Origin of the sequence: Photorhabdus australis DSM 17609 (assembly GCF_000711895.1) — a bacterium.
Classification (GTDB): domain Bacteria; phylum Pseudomonadota; class Gammaproteobacteria; order Enterobacterales; family Enterobacteriaceae; genus Photorhabdus; species Photorhabdus australis.
In genome coordinates this window covers 1-20,238 of sequence record NZ_JONO01000057.1, presented here as the reverse complement: position 1 = coordinate 20,238, position 20,238 = coordinate 1, and the positions used below count along the sequence as shown (strand labels likewise).

Below are 20,238 nucleotides of genomic sequence, written 5' to 3'. Positions count from 1 at the left end.
ATAATGAAGTGGCTCACAGAGTAGGTGAGCCGTTCTTTATCATTATCATTAACTAACTGATTTTTTGTTTCTCACATGATCCTACATCAGTGTTCAGAAAACGATGAATTGCTCTTAAAACTGCATCTGGTTTTTCTGAATGAACCCAATGACCGCAACCAGCAATAACCCAAGCTTTAGCTTGTGGAAATTGTCTGATAATATCATCACGATACTCTTCCTGAATATAAGGAGAGAGTCCACCACGAATAAACAGAGCAGGGTGAGGCCATGCGGGAATTTCTTGCCAGCCGATAATTTTTTCATATTGATTGATTAATATTGGCAAATTGAATTTCCATTTTCCCTGACGGAATGATTTCAGTAAAAACTGAATGACACCTTCTTCCTGAATATCTTCTCGCATAACTTTAATGGCATCTTGGCGGGTTTTAATTCCCGCTTCTGTGACTTTATTCAAAGCCGTAAAGATCTTATCATGGCGGCGAGCTTGGTAGGCAACTGGTGCTATATCAATAAGAATAATTTTTTCTATCCGCTCTGGTGCTAATGCGGTCATTGTCATTGCGATCTTACCACCCATTGAATGACCGATAATAATGGCAGACTGCATTTTCAGATGATCTAGCAGAGAAATAATATCTTGAGCCATATTGTGATAATCGATGTTATCGATCCATGGAGATGAACCGTGGTTGCGTACATCAACTTGAATGACTGGATGGTATTGCTGTAAATCACGGGCTAAGACGCCAAGATTATTTAGATCACCAAACAACCCGTGAATCAATACAACAGGCGTGGTAGAGACCGGATTTTCCGGTGCTTGCATATGATAATTTAACTGGCTGTCTAACTTCATGATGAAAAATTTTTCCTCTGAGTATTAAATGTCATGCCACATATCGTCATGGGATATTGTTGCTTAAAGGGCAAAGAAGCAAACAAAATGCAATTATAGTTAATAATCTTTTTTAATTAAATTGTTCCTAAAGCGTTCAATGTGTCAAAAAATTGTTAATTTTCCAGCAATTATACTTAATAGATTGAAAAATAAAGATTCTTCAGGTAACTGGTATTTTTAAATAGAAAGTTTTAAATAACTTGTGAGATGATTGTCGATTCAGTCACTTTAGTGTGGTTATTTATTGTGTATTTATGTGATCTATATCTTAGAAAATTGTATATTGGTTTTAATTTTTTGTGAAAAAATGATAGTAATTTACGTTATATTCTGTGCAAATGAATATATAAGTAAAATTAAACAACAATCATACTGTTCTAATAAGAATAAATAGAATCTGGTTTTACACTATGGATTAGGGAATTAAGAAGTGAAAAAAAATTTACTAAAAAGTCTTTATTTTCAAGTTTTGGTTGCAATAACTGTCGGTATTCTTTTGGGTCATTTCTATCCTGAGCTTGGGGAAGAAATGAAGCCATTGGGTGATGGATTTGTAAAATTGGTTAAGATGGTTATTGCCCCTGTTATTTTCTGTACTGTTGTGACAGGAATTGCAGGTATGGAAAGCATGAAAGCTGTTGGTAAAACAGGCGCTATTGCATTGATATATTTTGAGATAGTTAGCACAATTGCTTTGATTATTGGGCTGATAGTTGTCAATGTCATGCAGCCTGGTGTGGGGATGAATATTGATCCATCCACGTTAGATGCTAAGGCGGTATCTATGTATGCAGAGAAGGCGTCTGAACAAGGCATAATCGCATTCCTGCTTGATGTTATTCCGCACAGTGTGATAGGGGCATTTGCCAGTGGTAATATTTTGCAGGTTTTATTATTTGCGGTGTTATTTGGCTTTTCACTTCATCATTTAGGCGATAAAGGAAAACCAATCTTTAATATTATTGATGGTTTCTCTCATGTGATATTCGGTATTATCAATATGATAATGCGATTAGCTCCTCTGGGGGCTTTTGGCGCAATGGCATTTACCATCGGGAAATATGGTGTTGGTACATTAATTCAATTAGGACAATTAATCGTTTGTTTCTATATCACCTGTATTCTTTTTGTCATCTTTGTTTTAGGATCAATAGCAAAAGCTACAGGATTTAATATCTTCCGGTTTATTAATTACATTAAAGAAGAATTATTAATCGTATTGGGCACATCATCTTCTGAATCGGTCTTGCCTCGTATGTTAGATAAAATGGAGAAGGCAGGATGTCAGAAATCTGTTGTTGGCCTGGTGATACCGACAGGATATTCATTTAATCTGGATGGTACTTCTATTTATTTGACAATGGCAGCTGTGTTTATTGCGCAGGCAACAAATACTCATATGGATATTGTGCATCAAATAACATTATTAGTTGTGTTACTTTTATCCTCTAAAGGTGCTGCTGGCGTGACCGGTAGTGGATTTATTGTATTAGCGGCAACAATTTCTGCTGTTGGGCATTTACCATTAGCAGGGCTGGCGTTAATTCTGGGCATAGATCGTTTCATGTCGGAAGCAAGAGCCTTAACAAACCTAATTGGCAATGGGGTTGCAACTATCGTAGTAGCAAAACGTTGTCGTCAGCTTGATGAGGCTAAATTAAACCAAGTGTTGAATGCCAAATAAGTTAATGAGTTGGTTTTAACTTATACCGATGATAAATTCGGCCTTTAGGCCCAATGCTTTTCAGCTAACGCTATAATAAACTCATTGATAAGTTAGCGGTTCGGGAAAACCGGGTCAGATAATGATTCGGTTTTCCTGTTATTGAACGGGGATAGTTTAGCCTGAAAATAACCGGTTTGTGGGTCTGCCTTCACATCCAGACGCAATCCATTATAAGTTGGTACTTTAAAAGGCGACATATTGGAATCTAAACGATATTCAAGACAATCTTTTGAAATATACTCTGCGGATACATACGGTTGTGTGTATTTGGGTGCCACCCCTTCTACGGTGATCCACTGATTTTCTTTAGGAGGGGAAATAGGGGCATCCGGGTCAGCACAACCTGAGATTAATGTGGCTAACAAAACCAATAAATATGGCTTGATATTTATCATGGTTAGTTTTCCTCGATCCCTATAGAAGTGACGCTATTTTATCTTCCAGTAGTCTATTGTTTGGCGATTAAGGTCAATTCGCCCATCCGGGTATTCAACCCACTCCTTCCCTTTAGTAATAGTTATTTTCGGCATTTTGGTTTCATCCAGTTTAGGTTTATAGGTAATTCTCCATTTAGCGCCTGATACTAACCTCAATCTAAAGGGATACATATCAACCTTACCCTGCAAGAATATGCTCTTCGGGAATTTTTCAGATATTTCCAAAACAGGATAAATAACCGGTCTAAAGTCAATAGTATTTAATGCCGCGATTTCGCTAATATTCGTCTGGGCTGCATCATTGATAAATGCGGTTAAACCAGTTCCCGTATACGGCACAGCATCTTTTACCAAATGGCGTACATCGGTATACCCCACTGCCACAGAAGCTTGATTGATTTTCCATTTACACCATCCTCCACCATTGAAAGGTAATTTCGCCTGAAAATAACCGGTTTGCGGATCAGCTTTTACATCCAAATCCAACCCATAATAAGTCGGCACCTTATAAGGTGACATGCCTGCATCCAACTGATATCTAAGACAGTCTTTTGAGATATACTGCGCGGACACATACGGTTTGGTATATTTCGGTGCGATCCCTTCTACGGTAATTAACTGTTCCTTTCCGGCAGATGAAAAGGGAAAAAGCCAGTTAAAAAAGGTATCGCCTAACGCCCAGTAAATAAAAGAGAGAAATAATAAGAGCAACGTTATTTTCAATATCTTCATACTGATAGTTCCTTCTTATCGCAGTAATGTTGTAAGGCCAGTGTGCCTTGTTCTTCCTGTTGGCTGACGGTCAGTGATTTTATTAACTGTTTGTCCATATCCAGAAAATAGAGATTACGATAATAAATGTTGTCAGGGATAAGCATCTTATCATTATCCATTTTCGCCTTAAATTGACGCTGACTGTCCTGATAGGCCGTAATCTTATCCGGTTCGCATAACTCTCTGAGGCGCTCATCAATATAACCCGCATATTTATACGAGCTATGATTAGAAAAGCCAAATCCCCCTTTTAAATCAGCCCCTCTGTTTTCAACAAACAGTTTATCTTTTTCTTGTTGACTGAGCTGATTAAATAACGCATTTTGCCGCTCACCGGCCAGAGAAAAATCCTTTTCTGTTTCCGGGTTTAATTCAGGAATTAAATACAGCTTGGTGGTGTTATTCAATATTTCTTCAGTCACACCCGTTATAAAGGGGACATTCCTGGCGGAAATCAGCCATTCCGGGCAACTGTTGGCTTGAAAAAAATGAACAACCTTACCATGATGTGAATAGATTTCTTTACTGTCAGTCGCTTGTTTAATAGCTTTAACAATCGGTGACGGTGGCAACAATTTTATCATTGCCCATTCATACCCCGCCGGCACCCAGTAATTAAAAAATCTATTATCCATATCCTGTTCAAAAGGCACCGAAGGGATCGGGTCATCTTCATTTACATGACGATAGTGGATAATGGCAGACAATTCCTCTACCGCACTGCGGGTCAATGTTCTTGGCATCCCATAACTGTAGAGACAAGGATTATGTTCTTTCAGTTGTGCGCTGTGCAATAATGCCAACGCGCCCCCCAAACTATGGCCACAAATAAATAATCGTTTGTTTGTAACCAAATTGGTGATATCTCGAAACACTGTTTTAGTTTTAGTTTTATCACTGGGAACGATTAACCTCCCACCCAGATTAAATGCCCCCCAAAACCCTCTATGCACTTTGCCGTGATGAATAAACTCACTGCATAATGCTTTGTCATCATCGCAGCTTAAAGCCAATGGTTGGAAAGTGGCATCAGTCAAGTAATTTTCCAGAGTAACCGTACCCCGCCAACTGATAATCACATCTTTCTTACTGGCAGCATAAAACAGTTTGGTATCACCCTGTTTATTATCCCCTGCTTGTGAATCAATAAACTCCACCTGAGTATAACGTTCACTAAACGGCACATTATAAACCACAGGGGTCGCCGATGCTTTTTCCACCTGATAAGGCAATTTCGAGACATCCACCATCTGCCGGTTAAAGAAATGGGGCACTGAGCCTTCAACATTGACATCCCCATCAGCGTAGGCTAGCACGCTCATCAAACACTGATTATAGGCATTCACAATGGAATACTCTTTCTGATGATGCAACAGCAAAACCCAGGCCCGAAACGGACACACTTCCAGTACATACCGCTGATTTAACGGATGGACTTGATAGCCTTTTGGTTCCGGATCAGGAAAATGATAAGGCGGTGGAATGTCTTTAGGATCATTCCAATCCTTAATCATCGGCAACCCATCACTAATCTGCCCAATCGTCACGTAGCGATATTGATGGCCTTCGGCTTCCGCTTTTGGTTTCACTACCGACGCCTCTTCACCGCGGATTTCTCGCAATGGCCGTTGTTCCATCTCATCAGCCAGCGATTGGGCATGGATATACAATTTCACGGGATAAGCTGACAGATCTTCTTCCCGGAGTACCCCGAAACCATCTGTCCTCCCACGGCGCACATGATTCGGTAGTCCTCTGCTTATCAGGCCATAAGGCATATTGACCAAGGGTTTCCCTTGTTCATCCACCAACTGAAATTCAACCCAGTGTTTCAGTATCCTACAATCAAAACATTCTAGCGGATTTAATGTACTCATCAGTGTTGTTTCCTTTGCTTGCTATTACATATAGGCGCGCAGCCCAAACATCATGTTCTGAAAGTCCCACAAGACTTCCCCCGTCTGGCTATCAATCACTTTCATCATCAGAAAAGTCTCTGCACTGATGAAACCAACATAGATATCCCGCCAGAAATGGAAATGATGGATTGCGTCACCAAAGAAATAAGGTAGTAAAAATCCTATCCCACAGACAAAAAGCCGTGAGAATAGTGAGTTGAATGACAGGAATACAGAAATGTATCCCTATCGATTAATCCCTTTGGACAAAGGGAACGGAGTTTAAAAATTCCCTCATACTGACCATATGATGGAACTTAAGTTATGATTATTAAATCATCACAAAATGGCAAGAAAAATTTTCATTTTTTTAATTTACGAACAGTAAATTTTGTAAGAAAGTGTTACAAACTCAATAGAGATTGAGTTATCGGCAATCTTATATAAGGATAAAATGATAAAAATAACTTATTTCTAAGATAACACAGCTGGCATTAAATACCGGAGATATTGGCTATCTTACCCAACCCGTTGTTGACCGATTTCCTATTAGACATAGATAATGCCCTGATGATTCAATTGAGTCTGAATGGTATGGGGGGCGTTAGTATAATGCACTATCCAGCTGCTAATATCGTAAATTTATATATCCACCGTTGGGAAATTATTGAGAAATGAAACAACATTGATTGAATAACAATTTCACCCCACGAAGTAATCAACCCGCCTTGGTTTCCTAAGCTACGAACGTGTAAATAAATTTTCTATAGTGTTAACTGACAACAGTGTTAACTGACAACAGTGTTAATTGATATTTCATTCGGATTTTTTATTTCCACAGAGGAGGTTCATTCATAACGATAAATAAAGAATATAAAAATATCTTTATTCATCATGAAAAACAGTTTATTTTTAGATTACGTTTTTGGTCTAGCTTTAGAATTCGAAAACACCCACTATATTATTTTCCGTTTAAACCATAATTCGTCCAAAATGGCGTTGTGACTCCAGACTTGTCTATCACTATCTGGATCCGTATTTTTGTCAGCTTGAATGGCATATTATAACCTGCATTTATTATTTTTACTTTTCTGACAAATCAGACGAGCAAGATAAATAACGAATGTCTGTAATGAATCCTTTTTATCGTTTTTTGGCTGCAGAGTGACCAAATGCTCATTGCCACTTGGATTCTGCTTACTCTCCAGCAGTTTCGAAAGGTAGTTGAAGCTGCTAGAGATTTGTGTTGGTTATATTTTCTGAAATTTTATGTAACTAATTGATTTGTTTTAGATGAAAAGAGTCTATTTTGTTATGTTGTTTTTCACACGGAAATACTTTTAAGTTATTGAAATTTTACTTGTTTTGTTTTCCCTATTTATACTTTATAATCCGGCTAAATTTTTTATTTAGAACAGTACTGGATAGAAATGAAAACAATAGAAGTTGATGAAGACCTTTACCGCTATATTGCCAGCCACACACAGCATATTGGTGAAAGTGCATCTGATATTTTACGGCGAATGCTGAATTTTAACGCCGAACAGCCAGTACAAAGTGCACAGCCTGCTAGCGCTGTGGAGCAAGTGCCAGTAGCCCGCCCGCGTGATTCTGTTCGTGTTATACGCGAATTACTACTTTCAGATGATTATTCTGAGAAGAAAAAATCAGTTGAGCGCTTTATGCTGATCTTATCCACGTTATATAGCCTGAACAGCGAAAGTTTTTCTCAGACTACCGATGCAATGCATGGCCGTACCCGGGTTTATTTTGCCGGTGATCAACAGACATTACTTGCCAGTGGTAAACAAACTAAACCACGTCACATTCCAGGTACACCTTTTTGGGTAATTACTAACACTAATACCGACCGTAAGCGTAGTATGGTTGAGCAAATTATGCAGGATATGAAATTCTCAGCCAATCTTATTGAAAAGGTGTGTGGCACGATTTAACTGATTAAAGCTGCGCTGCGAAATAGGCAAAGCGGTGCAGCTATCCAGGAGAAATTAAAGTGGCAATTCATTCGCGAGCGGGGCAGCTTACCCGCCAAAGTGATTTGATAAACGTAGCGCAACTTACATCACAGTATTACACCTTACATCCTCAGCCAGAAAATCCGCGGCATAAGGTTAAATTCGGGACATCCGGCCATCGTGGCAGCTCTCAGCGTAGTAGCTTTAATGAAGCCCATATTTTGGCAATTGCTCAGGCAATAGCAGAAGTTCGCCAGCAACAGGGGATAAATGGTCCTTGCTACGTGGGTAAAGATACCCATGCTTTGTCAGAAGCGGCTTTTATTTCTGTGTTGGAAGTACTGACGGCTAACCATGTAGATGTGATTGTGCAGGAAAATAACGGCTTTACCCCAACGCCTGCAATTTCTCATGCCATCCTCTGCTATAACCGCCAGAGGGGAGAGCTGGCTGATGGAATTATTATTACGCCATCCCATAATCCACCAGAAGATGGCGGTATTAAATATAATCCGCCTAATGGTGGTCCCGCAGATACTGATCTGACTGCAATTATTGAACGTCGTGCTAATGAGTTGCTTGAAGAAGGTCTGAAAAGCGTTAAACGTCTGCCATTTGCCCAGGTATTGAGTAGCAAATATCTACACCAGCAAGATTTAGTGGAGCCGTATGTTGCTGCGCTTGGGGATGTGGTTGATATGGCCGCTATCCAGAAGGCGGGATTGAAAATCGGCATTGATCCTTTAGGGGGTTCCGGTATTGCATTCTGGCAGCGTATTGGTGAGTACTACCATTTAGATTTGACGTTGGTTAATGATCAGGTAGATCAAACATTTCGCTTTATGCATCTGGATCACGATGGTGTCATTCGTATGGATTGCTCGTCCCCTTGGGCAATGAGCGGTTTGTTGGCAATGCGTGATAAGTTTGATCTGGCTTTTGCAAATGATCCTGATTATGACCGCCACGGTATTGTGACCCCTGCAGGGTTAATGAACCCAAATCACTATCTGGCAACAGCAATAGATTATCTGTTTCGCCATCGTCCGCAGTGGTCAGCAAATGTCGCGGTAGGTAAGACCCTGGTTTCCAGTGCAATGGTTGATCGCGTCGTGGCCGATTTGGGACGTGAATTAGTGGAAGTTCCGGTTGGTTTCAAGTGGTTTGTTGACGGCCTACATAAAGGTGAATTGGGCTTTGGTGGTGAAGAGAGTGCGGGCGCTTCTTTCCTGCGTTTCGATGGGACGCCATGGTCCACGGATAAAGACGGCATTATCTTGTGCTTGCTGGCGGCAGAAATGACGGCAGTAACAGGGGAAAATCCACAGCAGCGTTACAATAAGTTAGCTGCCCGTTTCGGAACGCCAAGCTACAGCCGTATTCAGGCACCGGCCAGTCATCAGCAGAAAGCGTTATTGTCCAGATTGTCGCCAGAAATGGTGAAAGCAGACAAGCTTGCCGGTGATCCAATCACCGCTCGGTTGACGAAAGCTTCTGGTAATGGAGCATCAATCGGCGGCTTGAAAGTGATGACAGAGAATGGTTGGTTTGCCGCCCGTCCATCAGGGACAGAAGAAGCTTATAAAATTTACTGTGAAAGTTTCCTTGGCCCTGAGCATAGGGAAAAGATTGAACAGGAAGCATTGAATATTGTTAATCAGGTTTTTGCTGCTGGTTAATATATTATTCAATTAAAAAATCCGCAATTGACTGTTGTAATAGTTTTTGCGGATTTTTATTTAAATTGATAATTCGTTTCGGTTAGTAGATATTTTAATTTTGTTGGATGGTTTCCAGTTTTTTTTGCCGATGTTTCATCTAATGAGTAAATAATCATTACGCGTATTCAATTGTGAATCAGATTTCGTTTTCTATTTTTCTATTTTTAAAAAAATCAAATATACCAGATTAGAAAAATATTTACTGTGAAAACATTCATTATGGTCTGGAAGAAAGCATGATATTGATAAGTAATTACTTCTTGAATTTATTAATAAAGTTTAGATAATAACTGCTTTTACTGTATTGGAATACGCTAATGTATAATCTTATTGCTACAGATCTTGATGGAACGCTTTTACTTCAAGGGGACACGATTGGTAAGTTTACTCGCCAGGTGTTGACTGATTTATCAAAGATGGGCAAGCAAATAGTGTTTGCTACCGGCAGGCATCATACGGATGTGAATTCCCTTGTTGATGGTTTTGATATACCGGTACATTTGATTACTTCTAACGGTGCCAGATTAACAACGGCTTGTAGGAACTTAGATATCAGACAATATCTACCGAGCCACATCGTAAAACAACTGATTGAAGAGACACAGGCGGATAATGATTTAGTGATCAATATGTATTGTGGTTCTCAATGGTTAACCAGTGAAATACACCATAGTTTCAGTGACTTTAATCAGAATGATAATTTTAGTCCCATAGTCAGATCAGCTGATGAAATGCCTTGTGAGATGGTTGAGAAAATTTTCTTCATTCATAAGAGAAGAGATCATGATGAGTTGGTTAAATTAGAACATCATTTAATTAATCTGTTTTCTGATAGTACTAATATCGCCTTTTCATTCCCTTGGTGTCTGGAGGTCATGGATAGCGTTGTTTCCAAAGGATGGGCTTTAACTCAGTTAGCTGAATTTCTTGGCATTCCAATCAGTCAAACTATTGCGTTTGGCGACGGAATGAATGATGTGGAAATGCTTTCAACGGTGGCTAAGGGTGTGGTAATGGGAACGGCGCATGATAGGGTTAAACAAGCGCTTCCTCACGCTGATGTTATCGGTTCTTGCCACGAAGAATCCGTAGCCCATTATTTATCTGAAAATATGTGTCAACATAGAATAGCTAATTTAAGCTGAGCCTCTATTGAAAAGGAAGTTAATTGCCTGAGGTACGAGCTGAGTTTGCATGGAAACTCAATTCGTACCTCAGGCATTAAGGCATAAAACGATAGCCAACGCCGGTTTCCGTGAGCAAATGTTTTGGTCTGGTTGGGTCGGTTTCCAGTTTTTGTCGCAGATGCCCCATATATATCCGCAAATAATGGTTATGTTCGACATAGTTAGGCCCCCAAACCTGATTCAGTAGCTGGCGTTGGGTGAGTACTTTGCCGCTATTTGCTAATAATTCGCCCAGCAAACGGAACTCAATGGGAGTCAGATGTAATTCTTTATCGTTTTTAGTTATCCGGCGATTAACGAGATCGACAGTGACATCAGAAAAATGAACGATAGACTCTTCTTGATTGGTTCTGGCAAAACGTCGCAAAGCGACCCGGACTCTTGCTAACAATTCACTAATGCCAAAGGGCTTACTGAGATAATCATCAGCGCCGGCATCCAGTGCCGCCACTTTAACGGTTTCTGTATCACGGGCAGAGAGAACAATAACCGGAATTGAACTCCATTGGCGCAGATCGCGGATCAAATTAATGCCATCACCATCGGGTAATCCCAAATCAAGAATAATCAGATCAGGTTTACGGGTTCCTGCTTCAATCAGACCTCGTTTCAGCGTATCACTTTCAAATACACGACAACCTTCACCTTCCAGCGCTAGCCGAACAAAGCGCCGGATCTCTTTTTCGTCCTCAATAATTAAGATGGTACTGTTGCTGGTAATAGTCACATCTCCTCAGTGATTTCTTCAATTTCAGGTGGTTTCTCTAACGGTAGAACAAAGTGAAAGCTTGCTCCACCTTTTTCGTTATTGGCAGCCCAAATATTTCCACTATGGATTTCAATAATTGCACGACAGATTGCTAATCCAAGGCCGACTCCAGGAATGGCTGATTCTTTGCGGGCGCGGGAAAATTTATCGAAAATTGATTGTTCCTGTTGTGGTGGAATGCCGTTCCCTGCATCCCAAACTTCAATGTGAATCTGATTTTTTTCTGTTGTTGCCTTAATGCCCAGTGGTGTTTGTTCCGCTGTATATTTGATGGCGTTTTCTAATAGATTGATAAAAACCCGTTCCAGTAAACTGCCATCACAGTGCAGCAGTAAGCCCGATGGTAGGGAAACGGTGACCGGGTGACGGTTGAGCGCATATTCTAGTGAACGCAAGGTACTGCCGACGATCTCTTCCAGTGATTGCCATTCCAGATTGAGTTGAATGCCCCCGGATTGGATACGTGCCATATCCAGCAAGTTGTTGACCAGACGGGAAGTACTGAGAATTTGCTGACGAATTTGATTCACTTGCTTAGTGTGCGGAGAGCCTTCAGCAGATAAGTCTAGCATCAAGATTTCTGCCTGGCCGAAAAGCACCGTCAGAGGGGTACGTAAATCGTGTGAAAGTGCTGCCAGAAGTGAGTTACGTAACTGTTCCCGCTCTGTGTCCAATTTAGCCGATTCTGCCTGGCGGGAGAGTTGTAATCTTTCTAGTGCGTTGGCAATCAATCGGGTAAAAGTTTGTAGTAATCGCTGTTGCTCAGGGATAAGTAGCTGACGTAAATAGGCGGGTTCAATAGCCAGTACACCAAAAGTCTGTGAAGGTGTTGCCACCGGCAGTAATTGATAAGGCACGCTGGGCAAGGTATCGGTTCCCGCGCCCGCGGGTTGGTTCTTATCAAAACTCCATTTCGCAATGGCATCATCAATCAACATATGACCGCCATTATTTGTCGTGAGCTGGCGCAATTCACCATCATCATTGGGTAAAAATAGGCCGGTTTTAGCCTGAAAACCATTAGCCAGGAAATGGTAGCTGGTTCGGGCAATATCCTCTTCATTCAATGTTCGGCTAAATTCGCGGGTCATTTCATACAGATGCCGGGTTCGTTGTTCGCGGTAACGGGCAATGCGCGCCTGATATCTGATTCCAGCTGTCAGGTTTCCTACCACGACACCCACTATCAGCATGACGGTAAAGGTCAATAGATACTGCATGTCCGTGACAGCAAGAGACCAGTGCGGTTGGACGAAGAAAATATCGAAACTGATGACATTAATAAAAGCGGCAAAGACTGACGGCCAGCGCCCATAAAATAGCGCGATAATAACGACGCCAAGCAGATAAAGCGTGACAAGATTAGCTTTATCAAGAGTTAGCAGAAGAGTACGGGAGAACAAGGTGATAAGTGCGCAGAGGATGATAGCAGCCAGACAACCTTGAATTTGCCCTTGCCATTTTTCACTGACAGGGCGGTTGTCCAATTCTTTATCCCATTGGCTACGATCTTCCAGAGCGACAATCACCAAATCCAAATCTGGACCCAGTTTTCCTAATCGGTCAGCAAAACCAGGCAGCCATTTCCAGTCAAACAGCTTCAGGCGGGATTCACAGCGACGGCCTATCAGAATTTTGCCAAGGTTATGTTCTCTTGCGTAACGTAATACTGCTTTTTCTTTGTTTGGATCGGAGAGTGTCGCTGTTTCTGCTCCCAATTCATGCGCTAGTCTGAGCGCTTTTAAAATGGTTCGCCGTTTGCTTTCAGGCAATTGGTGCAGTTTTGGCGTTTCAACATAAATTGCATGCCAGATACAACCTAGCCGCGCGGCAAGGCGGGCGGCGGTACGGATCAGTTTTTCATTACCAGAACTGTGACCGATGCATAGCAGAAGATTATCGCGGGTATGCCAGACTGGTTCACGTCCTTGTGTATCGCGGAAAGCGCGCATTTGATCATCAACGCGATCAGCAGTACGACGTAAAGCCAGTTCCCGTAATGCAATCAAATTTCCTTTACGGAAAAAATTCTCAATAGCGCGTTCTGCCTGGCTGGAAATATATACCTTGCCTTCATTAAGTCGCTGGCGCAGATCATCGGGCGGCAAATCAACCAACACAATTTCATTCGCTTGATCAAAAATATGATCAGGAATGGTTTCTCTGACCCGGATGCCGGTAATGTCACCAACGACATCATTAAGGCTTTCCAGATGCTGAACGTTAATGGTTGTTAGCACATCTATTCCAGCCTCAAGTAATTCTTCAACATCCTGCCAGCGTTTGGGATGGCGGCTGCCTTGAGGATTACTGAAGGCCAGTTCATCCATCAGAATGATAGCCGGATGGCGGGCAATGGCGGCATCAAGATCAAAGACGGTGGTTTTCCGTCTCTGGTAGTGCATCTGTTTAGGTGACAGCTGTGGTAGACCATCAAGCAAAGCGGCAGTTCCCTGCCGCTCATGAGTTTCTACCACACCGATAACCACATCCAGCCCTTGTGCACGTAATCTATGAGCTTCTTGTAGCATGGCATAGGTTTTCCCCACGCCAGCGCAGGCACCAAAAAATATTTTTAATTTACCGCGCTGTTTCTCATTAACCAGTGTCAGTAATTCATCGGGGTCAGGACGTTGTGGTTCGTGTTGATCCATATTCCAACCTTACTGTTGTTTCTTTTGCAAATTATCCAGAGCAAGATTGAGTTTTAACACATTAATAACCGGTTCACCGAGAAATTCTGATGGCGGTGTTTCCGTATTATTTCTGATTAACTGTTTTATCACTTCAACGGGTAAATGGCGTGCATCAGCGACTCGTTGGGCTTGAAAGTTAGCTGCTGCGGGTGAGATGTGGGGATCAAGGCCACTCCCGGATGCTGTCACCAGATCGACTGGTACCGGAATGTCTGGTTGGCGGTTAAATTTGCGCAGTTGCTCAACTCTATATTTGATTTCATCAGCCAGTATTGGATTAGAGGCAGACAAATTGCTGCCACCGGATGACGATGTGTTGTAAGGGGTGCCTACGGTAGCGGAAGGGCGCCCTTGAAAATAGATATCTTTCGTGAAGGGTTGACCAATCAATTCAGAGCCAACTACCTGACCATTTTGTTCCACCATGGAACCTTGAGCTTGATAAGGAAACATCAGTTCTGACAAACCCGTTGCCAGCAATGGATAAGCTACGCCAGTAATCAGAGTCAGGAATATCAACAATACAACAGAAGAACGTAACCAAGTCATTTTCATCACCTTTATTTAAATATCAGCAAAGTCAACAACATATCTATCAGTTTGATGCCGATGAAAGGCGCTATCAGACCACCCAGACCATAAATCCACAGATTGCGACGCAAAAGTGACAATGCATGCATTGGCCGATAGCTGACACCTTTCAGAGCCAGTGGGATCAAAAACACAATAATCAGTGCATTAAAGATAACGGTCGATAAAACCGCCGAAGTAGGTGAATACAGATGCATGATATTCAAGACATTTAATTGTGGATAAGTGACGGCAAACGCCGCCGGGATAATGGCAAAATATTTTGCAATATCGTTGGCAATACTGAATGTGGTCAGAGAACCTCGTGTCATTAGCATCTGTTTACCGATATGAACTACCTCAATGAGTTTGGTTGGGTTGGAATCTAAATCCACCATGTTGCCGGCTTCTTTGGCTGCCTGAGTACCTGAATTCATGGCAACGGCAACATCAGCCTGCGCAAGTGCAGGCGCATCGTTAGTTCCATCGCCGGTCATGGCGACCAAACGGCCTTCGGATTGATATTGGCGGATAAGGGCCAGTTTGGCTTCGGGGGTCGCCTCAGCAAGAAAATCATCCACACCAGCTTCAGCGGCAATAGCCGCTGCGGTTAGGCGGTTATCGCCGGTAATCATGACGGTTTTGATTCCCATGCGACGCATCTCACTGAATCGTTCTTTGATGCCGCCTTTAACAATATCTTTCAGCGCCACAACACCCAATACTTGTTGATTTTCTGCTACGACCAGTGGTGTACCCCCTTTACGTGCCACGTTTTGAACCAAAACTTCTACTGCTTCAGGGAACTTTCCGTGATTGATTTCAATATGACGGCGGATTGCGTCTACAGCGCCTTTGCGGATCAGGCGATTTTCCACATTAACGCCGCTCATGCGGGTCATGGCGGAGAAAGGCACAAAAGTCGCATTCAGTGAGTGCAGATCACGTTCGCGCAGATTGAATCGCTGTTTTGCTAAAATGACAATGCTGCGTCCTTCCGGTGTTTCATCTGCCAGAGAAGAGAGCTGAGCTGCATCTGCCAGCTGTTGTTCCGTCACGCCGGGCACCGGCAGAAACTGAGATGCCTGACGGTTCCCCAATGTGATTGTGCCGGTTTTATCCAGCAGCAGGACATCCACATCACCCGCCGCTTCAACAGCACGTCCGCTGGTGGCAATGACATTAGCACCCAGCATACGGCTCATACCCGCGACACCAATCGCAGAAAGTAAACCGCCGATAGTCGTAGGAATAAGGCAGACTAATAACGCGATTAATACGGTGATGGTGATAGGTTGACCAGACTGGTTAGCTTCCACACTAAATATTGAGAATGGCAGCAGAGTGACACACACCAACAGGAAGATAATCGTCAGCGCGGTGAGCAGAATGGTCAGGGCAATCTCATTGGGGGTTTTGCGACGTTTAGCGCCTTCCACCATTGAAATCATGCGATCAAGAAAAGTCTCACCGGGATTGACCGAACATTCAACCATCAGCCAGTCAGACAGCACACGTGTACCGCCAGTGACAGAAGAGAAGTCACCGCCAGATTCGCGGATAACTGGGGCAGATTCTCCGGTGATAGCACTTTCATCAACAGAAGCGCCACCTTCGATAACTTCACCATCACAAGGGATAGTTTCACCGGCTTCAATAATGACAATGTCACCTTTGCGCAGGCTGTCAGAAGGGACTTTCTCTCTGTTTGCATCACGACTGGCTGAGGTGAGTTTAGTCGCCCAGCTGGTTTTTCTCACGCCTTTAAGACTTGCGGCTTGAGCTTTACTTCTGCCTTCTGCCAATGCTTCGGCAAAGTTAGCGAACAGCACGGTAAACCACAGCCATAAAGCGATGTTGCCAGTAAACAGTGTATTTTCTTTAAGCTGACCCGCCAGCATAGCAATCCATAAAATGGTGGTTAGCCAGCTACCCAGATAGACTACAAACATCACTGGATTACGCCATTGTGCCGCCGGATGGCATTTTTTTATTGAATCAATAAGCGCATTACGAATCAAAGAAGGGTCGAATAATGTCTGTTGTTTGTTTGTCATATGTTCCTCACTTTGGCACTTACCGGGATACCAGCCAGATTTGTAAATGTTCAATGACCGGGCCAAGGATCAGAGCTGGAATGAAGGTCAATGCACCGATTAACATAATGGTCAGGATCAATAAGCCGATAAACAGCGAGCTATAGGTTGGTAGTGTGCCGTTGCTGGCAGGTTGGCGTTTTTTTGTTACCAAAGAGCCGGCAATAGCAAGTACCGGCAGGATGACACCAAAGCGACCAAGAAATATCACTGTTGCCAGCAATAGGTTGTAGAACATGTTGTTGGTACTGAGACCAGCGAAGGCACTGCCGTTATTGTTGGCCGCAGAGGAAAGGGCATAAAGTACTTCACTGAAACCATGAGCGCCGGGGTTCAGAATGCCAGCGCGTCCAGTTTCTGTTGATATGACAAGCGCCGTTCCCAAAAGTACCAGCGTAGGCGTCACCAGAATCGCCAGTGCGACCATTTTTATCTCGAATATTTCGATTTTTTTCCCGAGATATTCAGGAGCACGCCCTATCATTAAACCGGCGATAAAAACGGTTAGCAGAACGAACAGTAACATGCCGTATAAACCAGATCCCACACCACCGAATACGACTTCGCCAATCTGTATCAGCCACATTGGGATCATACCGCCAAGTGCGGTGAAGGAATCATGCATGGCGTTAGCGGCCCCACAGGACGCGGCGGTTGTTACTACAGCATAAATTGAGGTTGCAAGAATACCGAAGCGGTTCTCCTTACCTTCCAGATTGATATTGCTGTCAGCGCCTAACAAGCTGAGATGTGGATTGCCCTTTAATTCGGCATACATGACCACCACAGTAGCAACGACGAAGATGATGCACATCGCCCATAATAAAGCGTATCCCTGACGGTTATCGCCAATAACCTGGCCGAAGGCAAAGCAGAGTGCGCAGGGGATCAGCAGGATTGATAAGATTTGAATAAAGTTACTGATAGCGGTTGGATTTTCAAAAGGGTGGGATGAATTAGCACCAAAAAATCCACCGCCATTGGTTCCCAATAATTTAATGGCTTCCTGTGAGGCAACGGGTCCCATCGGAATTAATTGTTGCTGGTCTTCAATGGTATGAATGAGCTGATAGGGTTCGAAATTCTGTATCACTCCCTGACTGACAAAAACCAGCGCGATAATAATGGATAGCGGTAACAGCAGATACAGTGTAATACGTGTGATATCAACCCAGGCGTTTCCCACGGTTTCCACACCATGACGGGAAAATGCGCGAATCAGGGCAAATGCCACCGCAATACCGGTCGCTGCAGAAAGAAAGTTCTGTACTGTTAGACCAGTCATCTGACTAAGGTAGCTGAGAGTATTTTCTCCACTGTATGCCTGCCAGTTGGTATTTGTAATAAAGCTGACTGCTGTATTCAGTGCCAGATCCCATTTAAGCCCGGGGAAATGTTGAGGATTAAGTGGGAGACCGCCTTGTGTGACTAAAAGGATAAATAGCAGTAATAGCCCAGTCAGATTAAAAATAATGATAGCTAATGCGTATTGCCACCAGTTCATCTCCTTAACTGTGCCGCCTGGCTTCTGTAAACCACAGCAACGCCAAAGGCTGGACTCTGTTCTAGCCAGCCAGTGTGGAATATCGCCTTCGATCATATTGGCAATAATACTGCCAAGCGGTTTTGCCAGTACCATCAAAATCAGTAGGAAACTGGTGATCAGTAAAAAAGCGGATGCAGCCATTTAAAAATCCTCCGCATGAAGTAACGCATAAATTAGATAAACTAGTAACAGGGCTACCATTAATACGCCGGAAATGAGGAATATACTCACTGCTTATCTCCCTAGAAATTGGATAGGTAAAGGTTAGGCAAGAGGATGCAAAGAAGCTGATAAAAGAGTGAGTGGATGTGTAAAAAAAGTATAAAAATGGCAACAATCAGTGAGGTTAAGAAGAACTTTCGTCAAAGACTACTTGGCTTATTTGTCTCGAAAGCCATTCACAAGGACAAATAATCACCGTTGAGTATTAATATGATTATTAGGATTTAACAAAAAATACTTAATTAATCTATGGTTTTTTTCTGGAAGAAAAAAACCATAGATTTTCATCAATTTAAAGAGTTGACTATTTCTTCAAATGTTATATTCGAATCTATTGCCTGATAGAAACCATTTTCAACATGTATTGGCGTAACTATAGTCGTATTTTTCAATATTGGTTTATCATTAAAGAAAACAGATATTTTTTTTCCTACGTTTTGCTTTATAAAAAGATTAAATGGTTTGCTACAATGAGAGTTATTTTTTACTTTGATGAAAATGGAATAGTAGTCATTCCCTTTTTTCGGGGTGATTTCCTCTATACATGGCGGAGTCAAATGAAAAGTTTCGCCATTTGCTTTATAGTCAATAGAAAAATCGTGTTTTTTAGGGACACAACCTGAAATATTTATTACGAATATTAATAATATAACAGTTAATATTTTCATCTTTCCTCCGGTTATAGCCAATCTATGAATATTCTAAAAAAATAACATGGTGTAATGGTTCGTATCATTTTTACGTATCTATATAACAATATCAATGAAAATTTTCATATTGTTGATCCCTGTTTTTATTTTCAGATGAGTTGTATAACTGCATTTATTCTTATTTTTTAACTGGATTGATAATTATTCTTTTCTTACTCTTATTTTATTATCTATTGTCAATATGAAGATAATATGCCTTGTTTGTTGTTATAGAATAACGCATTGTAAGAGAAAGGTAATTATATTTACATCATTACTGAACTGTCCTGACATAATAGAGTTTTCTATCCCTGCCATTTTTCTGAAACAAATGCAACCATTTTTTTAACAAATGCTATATTGTTTAAGTTATATTTATATATTGTGTTTTTTATATTGAGTTCTTCGGTTTTTATATCCGATTTATATTAAACAAAAAGTGCTTTATGACAAAAAAATAGCTTGATTTTATGCCATGCTGTTTAGAAAATCTCCATGGTCAAGAAATGACTTATTTGGTCAATTTGAATATTTATTTGAACGAGTATTATCGGTTATCTCTTATTTTCTATCGGCGAATGGCCTGTCTGGAAATAGCTACATCCGGTTTTTCATTTCTGAAATGTGTTATGACATGACCATGATGTTTTGCGTTCTACAACGCTGGCCTTTGTCTTAAAATTTAGGAGAAAAAAATGATTATCAGCCCTCCCCTGTTGCGGGAAAAATCCGATAGTGAAAGTGATTCAGCCTGGGTAAATAGAATGATCCCGGTGGATGCCCAGCGAGGTTTCCCGGTGAATGTCTGGCATAGCTGGCACGGTGGGGTGCATCTTACGCATAGTGATAGCACCAGCCGACCGGAAAAAATCAGGGCTATCGCGGATGGGACGGTGCATTTTGTCCGGCAACCTCAATTTTCCAAACGGGACCGGCCCCCGTATAACTATGACGGTGGGACGGATTGTGGCTGCGTGGTGCTGAAGCATGAAACGGAAATTGGCAGTGGAGAGAACGGCAAAGTGAC

Annotated in this window: 14 protein-coding genes and 2 pseudogenes; 5 read left to right on the top strand and 11 right to left on the bottom strand. The window is 42.0% G+C overall.

Translation table 11 applies throughout. The annotated features are described in order from the left end of the window. Positions 1 to 52: 52 nt before the first annotated feature. A complete protein-coding gene (gene ybfF / locus BO26_RS14885; RefSeq protein ID WP_036772696.1) occupies positions 53 to 862 on the bottom strand; it encodes an esterase in 810 nt (269 codons plus the stop codon). Positions 863 to 1,334: 472 nt separating this feature from the next. On the opposite strand from ybfF, the gene BO26_RS14880 reads away from it, so the two are divergent. Next, positions 1,335 to 2,588: a dicarboxylate/amino acid:cation symporter gene (locus BO26_RS14880; RefSeq protein ID WP_036772694.1), complete on the top strand. Its 1,254-nt coding sequence runs from the start codon at positions 1,335 to 1,337 to the stop codon at positions 2,586 to 2,588. 140 nt (positions 2,589 to 2,728) lie between these two features. On the opposite strand, the pseudogene BO26_RS14875 reads toward BO26_RS14880, so the two are convergent. The 3 genes and pseudogenes from BO26_RS14875 to BO26_RS14865 form a co-directional block, all read right to left on the bottom strand. Then, positions 2,729 to 3,025, bottom strand: a pseudogene (locus tag BO26_RS14875) (hypothetical protein); the annotation flags it as partial. Positions 3,026 to 3,058: 33 nt separating this feature from the next. After that, complete coding sequence (locus BO26_RS14870) at positions 3,059 to 3,799, bottom strand: hypothetical protein (protein WP_036772689.1); 741 nt, start codon at positions 3,797 to 3,799, stop codon at positions 3,059 to 3,061. Further along, positions 3,796 to 5,718, bottom strand: coding sequence for a lipase family protein (locus tag BO26_RS14865; RefSeq protein WP_036772687.1), 1,923 nt, complete (start codon positions 5,716 to 5,718; stop codon positions 3,796 to 3,798). Before BO26_RS14865 ends, BO26_RS14870 begins: the two co-directional genes overlap by 4 nt. Positions 5,719 to 7,169: 1,451 nt before the next feature. Here BO26_RS14865 and seqA point away from each other — a divergent pair. The 3 genes from seqA to BO26_RS14850 all read left to right on the top strand — a co-directional run bounded on the left by seqA (position 7,170) and on the right by BO26_RS14850 (position 10,581). Then, the gene (seqA, locus tag BO26_RS14860) at positions 7,170 to 7,694 is read left to right on the top strand and encodes a replication initiation negative regulator SeqA (RefSeq protein ID WP_036772685.1); all 525 of its coding nucleotides are present in this window, start codon (positions 7,170 to 7,172) and stop codon (positions 7,692 to 7,694) included. A gap of 59 nt (positions 7,695 to 7,753) precedes the next feature. Beyond that, positions 7,754 to 9,394: a phosphoglucomutase (alpha-D-glucose-1,6-bisphosphate-dependent) gene (pgm, locus tag BO26_RS14855; RefSeq protein WP_036772683.1), complete on the top strand. Its 1,641-nt coding sequence runs from the start codon at positions 7,754 to 7,756 to the stop codon at positions 9,392 to 9,394. A 359-nt stretch (positions 9,395 to 9,753) separates the two neighbouring features. Next, on the top strand, positions 9,754 to 10,581 hold the full coding sequence (locus BO26_RS14850; protein ID WP_036772681.1) for a Cof-type HAD-IIB family hydrolase: 828 nt from the start codon (positions 9,754 to 9,756) through the stop codon (positions 10,579 to 10,581). Between the two features lie 76 nt (positions 10,582 to 10,657). Here the strand turns inward: BO26_RS14850 and kdpE are convergent, their stop codons facing one another. The 7 genes from kdpE to BO26_RS14820 all read right to left on the bottom strand — a co-directional run bounded on the left by kdpE (position 10,658) and on the right by BO26_RS14820 (position 19,190). Continuing rightward, positions 10,658 to 11,350 carry a two-component system response regulator KdpE gene (gene kdpE / locus BO26_RS14845; RefSeq protein WP_201771281.1) on the bottom strand — a complete coding sequence of 231 codons (693 nt, stop codon included), beginning with the start codon at positions 11,348 to 11,350 and terminating at the stop codon, positions 10,658 to 10,660. Further along, complete coding sequence (gene kdpD, locus BO26_RS14840) at positions 11,347 to 14,046, bottom strand: two-component system sensor histidine kinase KdpD (RefSeq protein WP_036772680.1); 2,700 nt, start codon at positions 14,044 to 14,046, stop codon at positions 11,347 to 11,349. The genes kdpE and kdpD overlap by 4 nt, the downstream gene beginning before the upstream one ends. Before the next feature lie 9 nt (positions 14,047 to 14,055). Continuing rightward, positions 14,056 to 14,637 (bottom strand): potassium-transporting ATPase subunit KdpC, encoded by a 582-nt coding sequence (gene kdpC, locus BO26_RS14835; protein ID WP_036772678.1) that lies wholly within the window; start codon positions 14,635 to 14,637, stop codon positions 14,056 to 14,058. An 11-nt stretch (positions 14,638 to 14,648) separates the two neighbouring features. Continuing rightward, on the bottom strand, positions 14,649 to 16,715 hold the full coding sequence (gene kdpB / locus BO26_RS14830; RefSeq protein ID WP_036772677.1) for a potassium-transporting ATPase subunit KdpB: 2,067 nt from the start codon (positions 16,713 to 16,715) through the stop codon (positions 14,649 to 14,651). Between the two features lie 19 nt (positions 16,716 to 16,734). Beyond that, positions 16,735 to 18,441 carry a potassium-transporting ATPase subunit KdpA gene (kdpA, locus tag BO26_RS14825; RefSeq protein WP_036772675.1) on the bottom strand — a complete coding sequence of 569 codons (1,707 nt, stop codon included), beginning with the start codon at positions 18,439 to 18,441 and terminating at the stop codon, positions 16,735 to 16,737. After that, positions 18,442 to 18,531 carry a K(+)-transporting ATPase subunit F gene (gene kdpF / locus BO26_RS24670; RefSeq protein WP_072023277.1) on the bottom strand — a complete coding sequence of 30 codons (90 nt, stop codon included), beginning with the start codon at positions 18,529 to 18,531 and terminating at the stop codon, positions 18,442 to 18,444. Positions 18,532 to 18,809: 278 nt separating this feature from the next. Continuing rightward, the gene (locus BO26_RS14820; RefSeq protein ID WP_036772674.1) at positions 18,810 to 19,190 is read right to left on the bottom strand and encodes a hypothetical protein; all 381 of its coding nucleotides are present in this window, start codon (positions 19,188 to 19,190) and stop codon (positions 18,810 to 18,812) included. A gap of 716 nt (positions 19,191 to 19,906) precedes the next feature. Here BO26_RS14820 and BO26_RS14815 point away from each other — a divergent pair. Beyond that, positions 19,907 to 20,238: pseudogene (locus tag BO26_RS14815) on the top strand (M23 family metallopeptidase); the annotation flags it as partial.

Coding starts and splice junctions, on each gene's coding strand:
- ybfF (WP_036772696.1), bottom strand. CDS start 862: ATGAAGTTAGACAGCCAGTTAAATTATCATATGCAAGCACCGGAAAAT.
- BO26_RS14870 (WP_036772689.1), bottom strand. CDS start 3,799: ATGAAGATATTGAAAATAACGTTGCTCTTATTATTTCTCTCTTTTATT.
- BO26_RS14865 (WP_036772687.1), bottom strand. CDS start 5,718: ATGAGTACATTAAATCCGCTAGAATGTTTTGATTGTAGGATACTGAAA.
- seqA (WP_036772685.1), top strand. CDS start 7,170: ATGAAAACAATAGAAGTTGATGAAGACCTTTACCGCTATATTGCCAGC.
- BO26_RS14850 (WP_036772681.1), top strand. CDS start 9,754: ATGTATAATCTTATTGCTACAGATCTTGATGGAACGCTTTTACTTCAA.
- kdpD (WP_036772680.1), bottom strand. CDS start 14,046: ATGGATCAACACGAACCACAACGTCCTGACCCCGATGAATTACTGACA.
- kdpC (WP_036772678.1), bottom strand. CDS start 14,637: ATGACTTGGTTACGTTCTTCTGTTGTATTGTTGATATTCCTGACTCTG.
- kdpB (WP_036772677.1), bottom strand. CDS start 16,715: ATGACAAACAAACAACAGACATTATTCGACCCTTCTTTGATTCGTAAT.
- kdpA (WP_036772675.1), bottom strand. CDS start 18,441: ATGGCTGCATCCGCTTTTTTACTGATCACCAGTTTCCTACTGATTTTG.
- BO26_RS14820 (WP_036772674.1), bottom strand. CDS start 19,190: ATGAAAATATTAACTGTTATATTATTAATATTCGTAATAAATATTTCA.